This window comes from Halapricum desulfuricans (genome assembly GCF_017094465.1).
Classification (GTDB): domain Archaea; phylum Halobacteriota; class Halobacteria; order Halobacteriales; family Haloarculaceae; genus Halapricum.
Genome location: NZ_CP064791.1, coordinates 744,039 through 758,641 on the forward strand (window position 1 = coordinate 744,039; position 14,603 = coordinate 758,641).

Genomic DNA, 14,603 nt, shown 5'->3' on the forward strand with positions numbered 1-14,603 from the left:
CTCGAACCGTCAGCTATGAGTCTCGAAACGATGGAGTCGGACCCCGTTTTCAACGAGGACGCACACACCGACACGATCGACACGCTGGCCGAACACGACGAGCTGACCTACATCGTCTGGGGCGGCGACTGGTGTGGGGACTGTCGCGCCCAGCTGCCGACGTTCGGCGCGGCCCTGGAGGCGGCCGGCGTCGACGACGATCGGATCGAGGAGATCCCCGTCGAGAAGCTGGAAGACGGCTCGAAAGCGGGCCCGAAAGTCGAGGCGTACGGCATCGAGTACATTCCGACTGTGGTTGTTCAGCACGAAGACCAGGAGATCGCTCGCTTCGTCGAAGAGGAACCGGTCTCGATACCAGTGTATCTGGCCGAACGGATTCGCGAGCACTTCGGGGAGTGATTCGAGAGCCTCTCAAGGAGCCGCCTGCGTCTATCCTGACAGCCACTCGATCGCGTCGTCGACGTCGTTTTTCGGCGGCGAGCACGCGAAGTCCCGGCAGGCGTAGATTGTAGGCTCGCCAGACTGAGCGCTCCGGCCGGCCCAGATCGGCGGGGCCTCGGTCATCCCGAGTCGATCGAGCCACGCGTCCAGCCCGTCCCCGGTCGGCGGCCGGCGAGTGAGGATCCGCGCCGGCAGATACGTCGTGGCCAGCGCCTCGCGCCAGGCGTCCGGTAGGGCCTCCGCGGCGACAGTGAGTTCCGTCGAGCCGTTCCGATAGCGGTCGGCGGCGAGCGTGAGCGACGCGTGACGGAGCGGGTCGCGCTCGATGGCTTCGGCGTTGGTTTCGAGCACGCTCGAAGCGACCTCGGCAAACCGCTCGTCGTTCCGGAAGTGATCGAGCGCCAGCAGGGTCTCGACGGCCACGCCGACGCTCGAAGGGGTCGACTGGTCGGACAGCTCCTGTGGACGCGCGATCAGGCGCTCGCCGTCGGCGGGCGTGAAGTACAGCGTCCCCGCGCCGGCGTCCCAGAATTGCTCGACCAGCGCGTCGCCGAGACCGAGCGCGAACGAAAGGTGCTCGGGATTTCCGGTTGTCTGGTAGGTGTCGAACGCCCCTCGCGCGAGGAAGGCGTAATCCTCTAGATAGCCGTCGATCCGGACGTCGCCGTCCTTGTACCGGCGGTGCAGGCCGCCGTCGTTGCCGTCCCAGAGGTGCTCGCGACAGAACGACAGCCCATTGCTGGCCGTCTCCGCGTACGTCCGATCGAGGACGAGTCCGCCCGCCGCGAGCGCCGAGATCACCAGGCCGTTCCAGCCTGCGAGGACCTTCTCGTCGCGGCTGGGCCGGGGCCGCCGCTCACGGGTGTCGAAGACCTGCTCACGGGCGGTTTCGAGTCGCCGTTCGACCTCGTCACGATCCAGTCCGTGGTTCTCTGCCAGATCCGAGATCGACGCGCTGTGGGTCAACACTGTCTCGCCCTCGAAGTTGCCCGCCGCCGTGACGCCGTAGCGGTCGCGGAACAGTTCGGCGTCGGTCGAGTCCGCGACGGCCTCACGCACGTCGGCGGGCGTCCAGGTGTAGAACGCGCCCTCCTCGTCGCCGGATTCGGGGTCGTCCGCCGGCGGACTGCGGGCGTCGAGCGTGCTGTAGAAGCCGCCATCGGGGTGGCGGAGTTCCCGGCGCAGGAACTCGAAGGTCTCGCGAGCGACCGTCGCGTACCGCTGCTCGCCGGTGAGTTGATAGCCCGAAAGCAGCGCCCGCGGGATCTCGGCGTTGTCGTAGAGCATCTTCTCGAAGTGGGGGACGACCCACTCGCGGTCAGTCGCGTATCGGTGGAAGCCGCCGCCGACGTGGTCGTAGATTCCGCCCGCGACCATCGCGTCCAGCGCCTCGACGGCCACCTCGCGAAACTCCGCCCGCCCGGTCCGCTCGTGGGCGCGCAACAGGAGGCGTATCCGACCGGTCTGTGGGAACTTCGGGCCGCTCGACCCGAATCCGCCGTGTTCGCGGTCGGCCCGGGTGACCGCCGTCTCGGCCGCCGCCGTCAGCATCCCATCGTCCAGTTCGCGCGAGCCCGACGGCGTCGCCATTTCGTCTTCAATTGCTGCGGTCCACTCGTCGGCGCGCGCTTCGATCTCCTCGCGCTCGTCGGTATACGAGGCCCGGACCTTCCCGAGCAGTTCAAGAAAACCGGGCATTCCGCGCCGTGGTTCCCGCGGGAAGTAGGTGCCGACGTGAAACGGCCGCTGGTCGGGCGTGAGCCACACCGACAGCGGCCAGCCGCCCCGACCGCTGACGACATGTGCGAGCGTCTGGTACACGCTGTCGACGTCGGGGCGCTCCTCGCGGTCGACCTTGATCGGCACGAACTGCTTGTTGAGCACCTCGGCGACGGCCTCGTCTTCGAAGCTTTCCTCGGCCATCACGTGACACCAGTGACACGAGGAGTAGCCGATCGACAGGAAGATCGGTCGGTCCCGTTTCCGGGCGGCCTCGAGGGCGGTCTCGTCCCAGGGTTGCCAGTGGACGGGGTTGTCCGCGTGTTGCTGGAGGTACGGGCTTTCCTCGTCGGCGAGGCGATTGCGAGCGAGCGGGTCGTCGGTCATTACGCGCGGTTCGTGACGGTCGGGGTAAATGCCGGCGCAACCGGCAATGGGCGTCGCGAGTGGTTCGACCGTACTGTCTCGGTCGCCCGATAGCTACGAACAGCAACCTTTTACCGGTCGTGCCGCGGGCTATCGCGTATGACAGAGACCGTGCTGCTGGTCGGCGGTGGGGGTCGCGAACACGCGGTCGCTCGCGCGCTCGCCGACGCCGACTGCGAACTGTACGCCTGCGCCGGGAACCGGAACCCGGGCATCGCGCGGATCGCTGAGGACTTCGAGACCCTCGATACCACCCATCCGAAGGCCGTGACGACCTACGCCCGGTCGGTCGAGGCTGATCTGGCCGTCATCGGACCTGAAGCGCCCCTGCAGGCGGGTGTCGCCGACGCGCTCGACGACGCCGGGGTCTACGCGTTCGGCCCGCGGGAAGACGAGGCGCGCATCGAGACGGACAAGGCCTTCCAGCGGCGCTTTATGCGAGAACACGACATCCCGGGCTGCCCGGACTTCGAGACTTTCGAGGACATGGAGGCCGCCTGTGCGTTCATCGACTCCTACGACGGTGACCTGGCGATCAAGCCCGCCGGGCTAACCGGCGGCAAAGGCGTTCGTGTCATCGGCGATCAGGTCACCGCCGAGGAGGGCAAGGCGTACCTCCGTGACTCCGAGTACGACCGCGTCGTCCTCGAAGAGCGGCTGGTCGGCGAGGAGTTCACCGTCCAGGCGCTGGTCGCCAACGGCGAGGTCCGTGTCACGCCCGCCGTTCAGGACCACAAGCGCGCCTACGAGGGCGACGAGGGGCCGAACACCGGCGGGATGGGAAGCTACAGCGACGCCACGCTGGAGTTGCCGTTCATGGACCGCGACGACTACATGGACGCGGTCGACATCATCGAAGCCACGGTCGACGCGCTGGACGGGTACAAAGGTGTTCTCTACGGCCAGTTCATGCTGACCGCCGACGGGCCGAAGGTCGTCGAGTTCAACGCCCGCTTTGGCGATCCCGAGGCGATGAACACCCTGCCGGTGCTCAACACGGACTTCCTGGAGGTGCTGACTGGCGCACGGGACGGCGAGACGCTGCCACAGCTATCCTTCGCCCCGAGCGCGACCGTCTGCAAGTACGCCGTTCCGGCGGGCTATCCGACCGAGCCGGAAGCCGGCGCGAAAGTCACCGTCGACGAGGAGAGCGCTCGCGAGATCGCCGGCGAGTACGACGGCGAGGCGCTGCTGTACTACGCCAGCGTCGACGACCGTGAGGACGGTATCTACACCACCACGTCCCGCGCGTTCGCGGTGGTCGGGCTCGCGGAGACGATCACCGACGCCGAGGAGATCGCCGAGGCCGTGCTGAACGAGGCCGGCGAGGAGGGGCTGCGCGTCCGCCATGACATCGGCAAGCCGGATCTGGTCCAGAAGCGGATCGACCACATGGCGGAGTTGCGCGAGTAGTCGGCGGCTTCTTGTCGGTGGGAGTCCAACCGACGAGCGTGTCCGAGGACGACCCGTCACGTCATGATCGCCTTTCCAGTCGGGCGACGCCCGGTCCGCGAAACTCCCTGCTGCACTGGCCGGAGACGCGCCACCCGCTACGGATCGTGTTCAACTTCCTGGTCGTCTGGATCGTTCGCTACTCCCCGAGCCTCCGGCTCAAAAACTGGCTGCTCCGGCGGCTCGGTGCGGATATCGGCCGCGGGGTCGCCTGGGCGCTGACGGCCACACCGGACGTGTTCTGGCCGGAGTTGCTCACAGTGGACGAGGACGCGATCATCGGCTACGACGCGACCGTGCTCTGTCACGAGTACTTACAAGACGAGGTCCGCACCGGCGAAGTCGTCGTTGGCGAGCGTGCGATGATCGGGGCCGGAGCAGTCGTCTTGCCGGGCGTGCATATCGGCGAGGACGCCCAGATCGCGGCCAACTCCCTGGTTGATTCCGACGTGCCGGCCGGCGCAACTGTGGCCGGCGTCCCCGCCGAGGTCGTCTCCGAGGGCGAACAGGTTAATGGAAATCCAGCCCGTAACGGGGGTAATGTCTGATCGCCTCTCCGTGGATGGCTACCCTCGACCGGAGGCGCTCGCGAACACCTTCTACGTCTACGAGGTCGACCGCAGCGACGGCGCAGTGCGGTATTACGGCGAGCCGTTGACGCCGAGAGATCAGGTCGTCGATCGGGTCGCGCCCCTGTTTCGGGAGCAGGGGTATCGCGTCTCACTGCGGTACGAAACCGGGGAACACGTCCTCGTCGCCGAGCAGCGCACGATGGGTATCGACGGGATCCCGTGGCTCAACGTCGTCCTCTTCGTTGCGACGCTGGCGACGACGCTGCTCGCGGGCGCGCGCTGGTATGACCTGCCGATCGCCGAAAACCCGCTTTCGATACTCGAGGCGTGGCCGTTCGCCGTGGCCGTGCTGGGCGTGCTGGGCGTCCACGAGTTCGGTCACTACGCGCTGAGTCGCCACCACGAAGTGCAGGCGACGCTGCCGTATTTCATCCCGCTGCCGAACGTCCTCGGCACGCTCGGGGCCGTCATTCGGATGAAAGACCACCTGCCGAGTCGGAAGGCGCTGTTCGACATCGGCGTCGCGGGCCCGCTCGCCGGACTGGTTGCGACGGTCGTCGTCACTGCCGTCGGCGTCACGCTGCCGCCGATCGAGGTGAGCTCGGACGCGTTGATCCGACAGGTCGAGCTCGGGTATCCGCCCTTGATCCAGGTGATTGCGGCCGCACTGGGGGAGCCGCTGGGCTACGAGGATCCGTCGCTGATGGTCAACCCGGTCGTCCTGGGTGGCTGGGTCGGCGCGTTCGTGACGTTCCTGAACCTCCTGCCGGTCGGGCAACTCGACGGGGCCCACGCCGTCCGGGCACTGATCGGTGATCGCCTCGATCAGGTGCAACTCGCGGTGCCCGTCGCCCTGTTCGGCGTGGCCGGCTGGCAACTGCTGTTCGGGGACGTTCGCGCGGTGGGGCTGTGGGCGCTGTGGGGCGTGCTCGCGCTGGTGTTGAGCCGGGTCGGCGGCGCACGACCGATCGACGAATCAGGCGTCGGCCCGACCCGCAAGGCGATCGCGCTTTTGACGCTCCTGCTGGGTGTGCTCTGTTTCACGCCGGCGCCGATCGTCTTCACCGGCTGAGGTCACTACCGCTTTTCCAACGCTTAAGTAACCGCCGGCCGACCTTCGATCGATGTCCTCGCTGACGCGATGGTTCCGATCGAAGCCGTTCGGCCAGCAGATACTGATTCTGGCGCTCGTGTTGGACCCGCTGGGGTTCGCTGCGGGATATCTCCTCGCCCCGTCGGTCGGCCTCGATCCGCTGATGGGCGGTGTGTACGGGCTCGTCGCTGCAAGTGTCCCGATGTCGATGCACGTGATGCGCGAGGCGTCCTAGGTCGGGCCGCCGGCTGATCACTCCGAGCCGTGTTCGTACTCGCGCAACGTCTTGATGTCGACCGTATCCAGAACGGCCTCGTTGGTTGCTTCTAGGACGATCGGCGGTGCGACGCCGGCCTCGCGGGCCTCCTCCCACCGCGGGAGACAGAGACACCAGTGGTCTCCGGGATCCAGACCGGGAAAATCGAGCCCCGGGCGCGGCGTGATGAGATCGTTGCCCTGACGCTTGCTGTACTGCAGGAACTCCTCGGTGACGACCGCACAGACCTCGTGGCGGCCGGGATCGCGTTGGGTCGCCGTACAGTTTCCATCGCGCAGGTAACCGGTCGTAGGGTCGGTGCTGCAGGGTTCCAGTGCCGTGCCGAGCACGTTCTGTTGCACGGCCGCTGTAAGAACCGGATCGTCAAGGTCCTTCGGACGTGTCGAACCGGCGGCCGATCTCCCGCTTGGCCTCGGCGATGACCACCTGCTCGGCCTCCCCCATCGCCCGGATAGCCTCGTCAGTGTACTCGACGGTCAGCGTCGGGATACCGCGGCCGAGCAACCCGCCGAGACCGCCAAGCACGTCGCCGGGATCGATCGTCGTGGACATCTCGATCGCGTCGGTGTGCTCGCGGACCGGCCCGGTGATGACGAACCGCTCCTCGACGAGTCGCTCGGCAGTCTCCCGGTCGAGCGTCGATCGGACCGCGTCCCAGAAGTCGTCCTCGGGTGCTTCGATCAGCGGGACGGCAGCCTCGCCCAGCCTGCGGTGGCGTTCGAGCAGTCCCTCGACGATCGCCTCCCGGCGCTCCGCTGGGACGTCCGAACGGATTCCCCTCGCGAACGGGTCGCGTTCGAGGATCGATTCCCGGTGGGCGTCGATGTCGGCGTCGCTCTCGGCGAAATCGAGGATCGCGTCGAACTGCGCGACCACGCGCCGCCGATAGGTGGCGAGCTCCGGCTCGACGACGCGCTTGCGGACGGCATCCGAATCGTTCAACAGATGATCGACGACTGATCCTCCGGGCCCGTCGATGCCCCGTCTGAGGGCTCGCGCCACGTCGAAGTGCTCGGCGGTGGCCTCGACGGCGTCGTTGACGAACCGATCGAACCCCGCGCGGACGGCTGCTCGGGTCACAGTCGTCCTCGGGACGAGCGCCAGTTGAATGTGTCGCCCCTCTCGACCACAGGACTACCTCACACACTGACCAAACGCCTATTCGCTCGTCGCTGGACGATGTGAGCGGCCCTACCGATCTTCGACCAGTCGCGATCCGACGACGAACGCGCTCGTGAGCACGAGCAACAACTGCTCACCGGAGGCGACGAGCGGGAACGTCCGCTCGGTCGTCCCGGAGTCCACGCCCGATTCCGACGGCTGCGGGTCGACCCCGGTGTAGTACCGATCGCCTATGTTGTCCGTCGACCCGACCGCGACCCGGCCACTGTCACCTCCGGTTTCGGCCGGGGTGAGATCCACGAACGTCTGGACGAACCCGTCGCTCGTCGACAGCTGCATCTCGCCGGTGAACTGATAGAACTGGTCGTGTACCGGGTACAGGAGATTGACGCCGTTCGTGAACAGGTCCGGGCCGATGCCGGCAAAGAGCACGGCGACAGTCGCGACCCGGGCGACTCGGGGGCCACCGTCTCCGAACTGCGCTCTGAGCAGCGACCGCTCGCGATAGCGGGTGTCGGCTGCGATCGCGACCGCGAGCAGCGCGGGCACCAGTACCGTGTGGAACGCGGCCCGGTGGGCGCCCTCGATATACAGCCCGAGGAACGTGTCGAAGTCGATGAGAATCACTGCCCCGAGAACGACCCCGAGCGACCGCAATCCGAACCGATCACCGAGCAGCGCGGCCGCAACGAGGCCGGCGAGGGCCACGTGGACGAGCGTGGAGACCATACGCCAGCTAGCGTCGCTCCGGCCTAAATCTGTTCTGTCCGGCTACCCCCCTCACGCGCTTTCGTTGGTATCGTCGGTCGCGTTCTGTGTCGTGGTATCGTCGGTCGCGTTCTGTGTCGTGGTATCGTCGGTCGCGTTCTGTGTCGTGGTATCGTCGGTCGCGTTCTGTGTCGTGGTATCGTCGGTCGTTTCCGCGCTCTCGTAGGTGACGCTGGTCCCCTTCGCGACGGGCTGGAGCAGGTATCGGTTCGTCCGGCCGCGCTTGACGGGCGTGAAGTCGGCGGTGAAGACCGTTCGCTGGTCCTCGCGCACGTCGAACGCGTGTTTGAACTGCAGGGGCGCGTTTCCGGGCGTGTCGATCTCCGCGTCGCCCCCGTCGACCAGCGTGGCCGTGACCTCCGAGACGTCGAGCTGGAGGAACTGATAGGTGCCGACGGACACCTCCCGCTCGTCGATCAGATCCGAGTTGCCGTCCTGGAGTTGGACGAGGTCGGCCTCCTGTGGCTGCTCGAACTCGTGATACTCCCGGCCGCCGCTCTCGTCGACGTCTTCCTCGGTCTGTTCGGTGACCGTCTCGTCGGCGTCGGTCGTGTTCCCATCGGTGGTCTCCGTGTCGGTTTCCTGGTCGGCCGACTCGCCGTCCTCGCCGGGTTTGAGCCAGATCCCCTCGACGGTGACGACACAGGACTCGAAGTCCTCGATGTCGCCGGGCGCGTCCTTGACAGCCGTCGCGAGCGTCCCAGTCGCGGCACTCGCGCTCTCCGAACAGCCTGCCAGTCCGATCGCACCGGCCAGTCCGACTGCGCCTGTCGCCTTGAGATACTCACGTCGATACGTCGATGTCTCGTCTGTCGTGTCTCGCATGACGACTGTCCGTATCCCCCGTGGACGCATAAACCGGCAACTCGCTGTCTCCCATTTTGGCCCAATTTGGACGGATTAAACGTTCTACGTGCGTTTTCCCTTCACGCAACCGTCTGGGATCGGTGCGAAATTACACTCTTCACCGACCCGGAAACAGCCGGCGGTGTCAGAGCTTCTCGGCCTGGCGAGCCTGTTCGGATCGCTGGCTCGTCTGCTCGAGTCGCCTGTCGACCGCGCGGGTCACCGCCGGTGGCAGGTCGTCTCTGGCTTCGGACAGGCGCGTGCGGACGAGCTCCAGGCGGGTCGTGACGGTGTCGAGGCGGGACTTCGCGGCGGAGCGGTCGCCCGCAGCGGCGTGTTCGGCCGCCCTGTCGGCGGCCTCGGCGACGGCACCCAGCGCCGTCGCCAGCCCCGTGACGGCGTTCTCGGAGCCGCCCCCTGGTTCGCCCCCGCCGTCGTCCAGGGCACTCACCTGGGCTCGCGTCTCTTCGGCCACGTCGGCGACGTACCGGGCCAGCGGTCTCGTTCCGGTGTCGGGCCTGTCGATCCGGATGCGTGCCTCCCGGTCGGGATTGACGCGGAACGCTCCGACCTCGTCGTCGGCGTCGCGGACTTCCGTCGTGAAGGCACCGCCGCGGTGCACGTAGACGGCGTCGGGACCGGACAGCGGCGCGTCGTAGATCCGTCCGGCGAAGTCGTCCTCGACGGCGAGCGCCGTGAGATCGGCGTCGGTCCCGTCGGCATCAACCTCGAGTTTCGTCGCGTTCTCCCGTGCGACCAGCGGGATCTCGCCGTCCGCGCCGGCTATCGTCGTTTCGCCGCCGCCCGGGACCGTGACGGACTCGCTGTGCGGCGCGACGCCGGCCCCGTTGATCGTCAGGGTGTGCTCGCCGCTCGGGACGTCCTGGAGTGCGACGATCCCCCGGAAGGTCGGGACGGCCTCGGGGTCACTCTCGAAGAGCGCGAACGCTTCCAGCGACGGATCGATCGTCGCGAGCCCCTCACCGTCGGGCGCCTCCTCGGCGGAGACGGCGTTCGTCACTCTCGCGATCACCTGATCGACCTCCGACGGGGCTCCGATAGCGTCGTACCGGTCGGAGAGTGCCTGCCGATGTCTCGATTCGCTGATATCGCTCGCGGGATCGTCGTACCGTTGCCCGTTCCAGGGGACACCGGTCGTCGTGATGTGGTCCGCGATCGCGTCCTCGGCGAAGTCCGGGATCGCGAACTCGAAGCTCAACTGCGGGCCGGTGAACGCTTCGATGTGTTCGAGGTCCGCGCTCGGACGGAGGTCGTACGCCACGTCGGCGTCATCGGATTCTCGACCCTGGTGCTCGAAACGCAATCCGGTCTCGCGGTGTGGCAGGTCACCCGGCGGGGACTGCAGATCGTCGAACGACCGGACTGTCAGCGCGCCGCTCACGAGGTCCGACGCCTCGACGCTGGGGAGCCGATCGTGTTCGTAGACGGGTGCGCCGTCGAGTTCCGGCACCACGTACGGCAGCGCGAGCCCCTCGTCCCGTGGGAGTCCATACGCGAACGGGACCGTCGCGACGTCTTCGAGCCCCTCGATGACGCTGTTGGTGACGTCCGCGATGTCTGCCCCCAGCGGGAACCGCTGGAAGTGCTGTTCGTCCTCGTTGATCGAGAGCCCGCTCGAATGGGACCCCAGCTCCGAGAGGATCCGCGGCCGCCGCTCCGGGTCGAGGAACTCGTTGTTCGGGACCGACCGCGAGTGGGAACTGGCGACGTACAGCTGGGGCTCGCCGGTGTCGGTATCGACGAACACCTGTAAGAGCTCCCAGTCGTGCCAGTGGAAGTTCGTGGTGAACTGATCGAACGCCGAATACAGCCAGTACTGGACGACCGCCAACGGGGAGTCTTCGTACTCGATTGCGTGGTAGAACACCGCCGGGTCCGGCGGCTCGCCGTCGGTGTGTACGTACCCCTCGAAGGCGTCGAACCCGCTGACGACTGTCTCCCCGTCTCGATCGCTCTCGTAGGACCGCGGATCCGTCGGGAACCACTCCTCGTTTCGGTCGAAGTAGATCGTCGGTGCGAACTCCTCGGCGAGCGAGCGCGCCCGCTCGTCGCCGATCTCCCTCGACGGCCCGTCGTCACCCGACTCCAGCAGCGAACAGCCGGCGATCGAAGCGACTCCAGCGCTGGCAACACCACCCAGTACTGTCCGGCGATCGAGCGTCGGAATCGCGTCTCTCGGCACGGTTCATCCCCCGCGCGCTTCCGGGTGCATCTTCGTCTCGGCGGGAGCGACTCCCGAGTACCTCGACTGTCGCATTGTCCAATATTACACGGTTTTGCCGGGTATATCCCTTGTGGCCGGTTCGCGTAGTCCCGTGTTTCGACGAGCGACGAATCTCGGTTCGACAACGCTTATCCAGCGGTAGATCGAACTCCTGATATGGACGTGGACGCGGACGCGCGCCATCGGTTGGCCGAGCGGATCGCCGGCGAGATCACGCTCAGCGAGGACACGGGGGCGACCGTTCGGAAGTGGCGGACCGACTTCGAGGTCAGCCAGACGGAACTGGCCGCCGAGCTTGACATCTCCTCGTCGGTGATCTCCGATTACGAAAGTGGGCGCCGCACGAATCCCGGGAGCGGCATCATCCGCCGGCTCGTGGAAGGGCTGCTCGCAGTCGACGAGCGCCGCGGCGGGAGCCGGATCCGCCAGCACGCTCGCGTGCTCAGCGCCGGGTTCGACCGCGAGGTCGTTCACGAACTCAAGGAGTATCCGGCGACGATCGATATCGACCGCTACTACGACGCGATCGGCGCGACGGAACTGGTCCGCGGCCGCGAGGACACGATCGCGGGCCACACGATCATCGACAGCATCGCGGCGATCACGCGCCTCTCCAGCGAGGAGTTTTACCGGCTGTACGGACAGAGCGCCAACCGGGCGCTGGTGTTCTCCGGTGTCACTCGCGGGGAGTCCCCGCTGGTTGCGATGCGCGTCGTCAACCCGACGCCGAACGTGGTCGTCCTGCAGGGTCTCGATCGCGAGGACGTCTGGGAACACGCGGCCGACCTGGCGCGGGTCGACGGGTTCTCGCTGGCAGTACTGGACGCTGACCTGGAGACGACGCTGCAGCGACACCGGGAACTGCCCTGATTCCGGCAAAAGCGCCCGGTCAGAGTGGCTGAAAAAGACGGATAGTGATCGCGATCAGTCGGCCGGCTGGGGCGTCGCTTGCCCCTCGCTACGGAGTTCCCGGACCGAACTGACCACGACGGCTCCACTGACGAGCGTCGCGGCTCCGACGATGATGATCAGACTCACTGTGTCCAGGATCGGCATCTCGACCACGCCGCCGATCTCCCGGACGGCGACCGCGATGGCCCCGAGCAGCAACATGACGCCGAAGTAGACCTTGATCTCCTCTTCTTCGACGATGCTGGTCGCGGCCGCGCCCAGGCGTGCGCCGAACGCGCTCCCGGCGAGCAGCGGGGCGACGATGGTCAGATCGACCGCACCGTCCATCGCGTAGAGGAAGCTGCCGATCCCGCCCGAGAAGACGATCTCGAACAGGTCGGTACCGACCGCGACGGGCACGGGCACGCCGACCAGGTAGAACAGTGCGGGCATGCGGATGAACCCGCCGCCGACCCCGAGCAGTCCCGAGAGCAATCCCGTGGCGAACGCGACCAGCAGGATCATCCACAGCGAGACAGTCACGCCCCCGCGTAGCGACATCATCGGGGGGATCTCGTAGGACTGGATCGTCTGTGCGATCTCGGGTAGCTCTTCTTCTGACGGCTCCTCGGCTTCGGCGTCGTGGCTGAGCCCGCCGTCGCCGTCCGTGAGTGCGTTTCGGGTGATGAACGCACCGATCCCGCCCAGCAGCGCGACGTAGGTGACGCTGACGAACGTGTTCGCGACGCCCAGATCCTGCATGAAGTGCAAACCGATCCGGCCGACCTCGATGCCGGCCGTCGTTCCCGCGATCATGAGCACGCCGAGCTTGTAGTCGACCTGACCCAGATCACGGTGTTTCAGCGTCGCGATCACCGACGTGCCGAAGACGAACGCCAGTCCCGACGCGACCGCCACGTCGGTCGGATAGCCCATCACCAGCAACGCGGGCGTGACGAGGAAGGACCCGCCCATACCGAAAAAGCCGAACAGCAGCCCGATCAGTACGCCGAAGCCGACGAACATCCCGAGCAGACTCACGGCGATGCCGAACAGCTCCATACTCATTCACCCCGGAGCAAGCGCGCGATGCGTGGCCCAAAGAGCTGTTCGAGCGCCCCGTAGCCGACGTATAGCACGATCGCTTCGAGCAGGACGATCCCGATGAGCGCGGCCGCGCCCGCGGGACCGTCGAGCGTTTCAATACCGAACATCGCTTCTCACCTCTGGCCGTCGTGTGTAGCACATGGCTCGTTGTTCGCGTAGCCATATCCGTCGACCACTCTTAATGGTTTTGGGATGATCATACAATACTATATCCGGTTACCCTACGCATGGGTTCGCATAAGTTATCGCTATCATAGCGGTGCAGAGACGAGACAAAAGAGCCACTGCCCCAATTTATTGGGCTATTTTTATGTTGGCGGGATTGGCTGGTAAACTCCATCGGTCGGAAGCGCATTTTGACCGTCAATTAGAATTGTGTCTTCTATACAAAACTCTTTTATTCATCCCGCCGATACTCGACGACGAGTACAATGGACCCGGACGATTTCCCGACACCGGAGGAACCGGTCGACGCGATTGCGCCCGACGAACTCCGCCGTCGCATCGAAGACGGCGAGGCAGTCACGATCCTCGACACCCGCGCGAGCGGGGACTTCGAGGAGTGGCACATCGAGGGCGAGTCCGTCGAGATCGAGAACGTGCCGTACTTCGAGTTCCTCGACGGCGTCGACGAGGCACTGCTCGAGGACGTGCCGGTCGGCGATCCGCTGGTCGTACTGTGTGCGAAAGGCGGTGCCAGCGAGTACGTCGCCGGGACGCTCGCCGAGGAAGGCCGGGACGTCGCCCACCTCGAAGACGGGATGAACGGCTGGGCGAGCATCTACGAGTCGGTCGAGGTCGAAGGCTACGACGGGCCTGGAACGCTGGTGCAGTACCAGCGCCCCTCCAGCGGCTGTCTCGGCTACATGGTCTACGACGACGGCGAAGCCGCCGTCATCGACCCGCTCCAGGCGTTTACCGACCGCTATCTCGACGACGCCGCCGAGCGCGGTGTCGAGTTGACGTACGCGCTCGACACGCACATCCACGCCGATCACGTCAGCGGCGTGCGAGCGCTCGACGAGGAAGGTGTCACCGGCGTCCTCCCCGAGGAAGCGGTCGACCGCGGCGTCACCTACGCCGACGAACTCCAGATGGCCGCTGACGGCGACACCTTCGCAGTCGGCGAGGTGACCGTCGAGACGCTGTACACGCCCGGTCACACCACCGGGATGACATCGTATCTCGTCGGCGAGAGCTTCCTGGCGACCGGCGATGGCCTGTTCGTCGAGAGCGTCGCCCGACCCGATCTCGAAGAGGGCGACGACGGCGCACCCGAGGCGGCCCGTCAACTCTACGAGACGCTTCAGGATCGGATTCTCGAGTTGCCCGACGACGTGATCGTCGGCGGCGGACACACGAGCGACGCGGCCGAACCCGCCGCGGACGGTACCTACACCGCGCCGCTGGGCGACCTCCGCGAGGAGATGGACGCACTCACCTACGACGAGCAAGCGTTCGTCGAGACTGTCCTCGAGGACATGCCGCCCCGCCCCGCCAACTACGAGGACATCATCGCCACGAATCTCGGTCAGCGCGAGACTGACGAGGACGAGGCGTTCACGCTGGAACTCGGCCCGAACAACTGCGCCGCGAGCCAGGACTCGATGACGGGCGACTGAGCGGCCTTCCCCTTCCTATCTC

Annotated in this window: 15 protein-coding genes; 7 read left to right on the plus strand and 8 right to left on the minus strand. The window is 66.4% G+C overall.

Annotated features, from left to right (window positions below):
* The first annotated feature begins 15 nt into the window (after positions 1 to 15).
* Positions 16 to 399 (plus strand): thioredoxin family protein, encoded by a 384-nt coding sequence (locus HSEST_RS03870; protein ID WP_229122257.1) that lies wholly within the window; start codon positions 16 to 18, stop codon positions 397 to 399.
* 30 nt (positions 400 to 429) lie between these two features.
* Here HSEST_RS03870 and HSEST_RS03875 read toward each other — a convergent pair whose 3' ends face one another.
* A complete protein-coding gene (locus tag HSEST_RS03875) occupies positions 430 to 2,547 on the minus strand; it encodes a thioredoxin domain-containing protein (protein ID WP_229122258.1) in 2,118 nt (705 codons plus the stop codon).
* A 138-nt stretch (positions 2,548 to 2,685) separates the two neighbouring features.
* Between HSEST_RS03875 and purD the strand changes: the two genes are divergently transcribed.
* From purD to HSEST_RS03895, 4 genes are read left to right on the plus strand one after another with little or no spacing between them, the layout of a single operon-like run.
* Positions 2,686 to 3,999, plus strand: coding sequence for a phosphoribosylamine--glycine ligase (gene purD / locus HSEST_RS03880; RefSeq protein WP_229122259.1), 1,314 nt, complete (start codon positions 2,686 to 2,688; stop codon positions 3,997 to 3,999).
* A 38-nt stretch (positions 4,000 to 4,037) separates the two neighbouring features.
* Positions 4,038 to 4,586: an acyltransferase gene (locus tag HSEST_RS03885; protein ID WP_229122260.1), complete on the plus strand. Its 549-nt coding sequence runs from the start codon at positions 4,038 to 4,040 to the stop codon at positions 4,584 to 4,586.
* Positions 4,579 to 5,682, plus strand: coding sequence for a site-2 protease family protein (locus tag HSEST_RS03890; RefSeq protein WP_229122261.1), 1,104 nt, complete (start codon positions 4,579 to 4,581; stop codon positions 5,680 to 5,682). The genes HSEST_RS03885 and HSEST_RS03890 overlap by 8 nt, the downstream gene beginning before the upstream one ends.
* Positions 5,683 to 5,734: 52 nt before the next feature.
* Positions 5,735 to 5,938 (plus strand): hypothetical protein, encoded by a 204-nt coding sequence (locus HSEST_RS03895; RefSeq protein ID WP_229122262.1) that lies wholly within the window; start codon positions 5,735 to 5,737, stop codon positions 5,936 to 5,938.
* A gap of 17 nt (positions 5,939 to 5,955) precedes the next feature.
* Here HSEST_RS03895 and HSEST_RS03900 read toward each other — a convergent pair whose 3' ends face one another.
* The 5 genes from HSEST_RS03900 to HSEST_RS03920 form a co-directional block, all read right to left on the minus strand.
* The gene (locus HSEST_RS03900) at positions 5,956 to 6,321 is read right to left on the minus strand and encodes a DUF2237 family protein (protein ID WP_229122263.1); all 366 of its coding nucleotides are present in this window, start codon (positions 6,319 to 6,321) and stop codon (positions 5,956 to 5,958) included.
* Between the two features lie 22 nt (positions 6,322 to 6,343).
* Positions 6,344 to 7,060, minus strand: a complete 717-nt coding sequence (locus HSEST_RS03905) for a hypothetical protein (protein WP_229122264.1) — start codon at positions 7,058 to 7,060, stop codon at positions 6,344 to 6,346.
* 111 nt (positions 7,061 to 7,171) lie between these two features.
* The gene (locus HSEST_RS03910) at positions 7,172 to 7,831 is read right to left on the minus strand and encodes a metal-dependent hydrolase (protein ID WP_229122265.1); all 660 of its coding nucleotides are present in this window, start codon (positions 7,829 to 7,831) and stop codon (positions 7,172 to 7,174) included.
* 51 nt (positions 7,832 to 7,882) lie between these two features.
* Positions 7,883 to 8,695, minus strand: coding sequence for a DUF4382 domain-containing protein (locus HSEST_RS03915; protein ID WP_229122266.1), 813 nt, complete (start codon positions 8,693 to 8,695; stop codon positions 7,883 to 7,885).
* A 166-nt stretch (positions 8,696 to 8,861) separates the two neighbouring features.
* On the minus strand, positions 8,862 to 10,919 hold the full coding sequence (locus tag HSEST_RS03920; protein WP_229122267.1) for a hypothetical protein: 2,058 nt from the start codon (positions 10,917 to 10,919) through the stop codon (positions 8,862 to 8,864).
* Positions 10,920 to 11,123: 204 nt separating this feature from the next.
* Here HSEST_RS03920 and HSEST_RS03925 point away from each other — a divergent pair, with 204 nt between their 5' ends.
* A complete protein-coding gene (locus tag HSEST_RS03925) occupies positions 11,124 to 11,831 on the plus strand; it encodes a helix-turn-helix domain-containing protein (protein ID WP_418886540.1) in 708 nt (235 codons plus the stop codon).
* A gap of 54 nt (positions 11,832 to 11,885) precedes the next feature.
* Here the strand turns inward: HSEST_RS03925 and HSEST_RS03930 are convergent, their stop codons facing one another.
* Together HSEST_RS03930 and HSEST_RS03935 are read right to left on the minus strand one after the other, a co-directional pair.
* Positions 11,886 to 12,914, minus strand: coding sequence for a sulfite exporter TauE/SafE family protein (locus tag HSEST_RS03930; RefSeq protein ID WP_229122269.1), 1,029 nt, complete (start codon positions 12,912 to 12,914; stop codon positions 11,886 to 11,888).
* A 2-nt stretch (positions 12,915 to 12,916) separates the two neighbouring features.
* Positions 12,917 to 13,066: a DUF7512 family protein gene (locus tag HSEST_RS03935; RefSeq protein WP_229122270.1), complete on the minus strand. Its 150-nt coding sequence runs from the start codon at positions 13,064 to 13,066 to the stop codon at positions 12,917 to 12,919.
* A gap of 324 nt (positions 13,067 to 13,390) precedes the next feature.
* Here HSEST_RS03935 and HSEST_RS03940 point away from each other — a divergent pair, with 324 nt between their 5' ends.
* Complete coding sequence (locus HSEST_RS03940) at positions 13,391 to 14,581, plus strand: MBL fold metallo-hydrolase (protein WP_229122271.1); 1,191 nt, start codon at positions 13,391 to 13,393, stop codon at positions 14,579 to 14,581.
* The last annotated feature ends 22 nt before the right edge of the window (positions 14,582 to 14,603 follow it).

Excerpts from the sequence above, each read along its gene's own strand:
- HSEST_RS03875 (WP_229122258.1), bottom strand. The coding sequence starts at position 2,547 with ATGACCGACGACCCGCTCGCTCGCAATCGCCTCGCCGACGAGGAAAGC.
- HSEST_RS03935 (WP_229122270.1), bottom strand. The coding sequence starts at position 13,066 with ATGTTCGGTATTGAAACGCTCGACGGTCCCGCGGGCGCGGCCGCGCTC.
- HSEST_RS03890 (WP_229122261.1), top strand. The coding sequence starts at position 4,579 with ATGTCTGATCGCCTCTCCGTGGATGGCTACCCTCGACCGGAGGCGCTC.
- HSEST_RS03870 (WP_229122257.1), top strand. The coding sequence starts at position 16 with ATGAGTCTCGAAACGATGGAGTCGGACCCCGTTTTCAACGAGGACGCA.
- HSEST_RS03910 (WP_229122265.1), bottom strand. The coding sequence starts at position 7,831 with ATGGTCTCCACGCTCGTCCACGTGGCCCTCGCCGGCCTCGTTGCGGCC.
- HSEST_RS03895 (WP_229122262.1), top strand. The coding sequence starts at position 5,735 with ATGTCCTCGCTGACGCGATGGTTCCGATCGAAGCCGTTCGGCCAGCAG.
- HSEST_RS03940 (WP_229122271.1), top strand. The coding sequence starts at position 13,391 with ATGGACCCGGACGATTTCCCGACACCGGAGGAACCGGTCGACGCGATT.
- HSEST_RS03930 (WP_229122269.1), bottom strand. The coding sequence starts at position 12,914 with ATGGAGCTGTTCGGCATCGCCGTGAGTCTGCTCGGGATGTTCGTCGGC.
- purD (WP_229122259.1), top strand. The coding sequence starts at position 2,686 with ATGACAGAGACCGTGCTGCTGGTCGGCGGTGGGGGTCGCGAACACGCG.
- HSEST_RS03915 (WP_229122266.1), bottom strand. The coding sequence starts at position 8,695 with ATGCGAGACACGACAGACGAGACATCGACGTATCGACGTGAGTATCTC.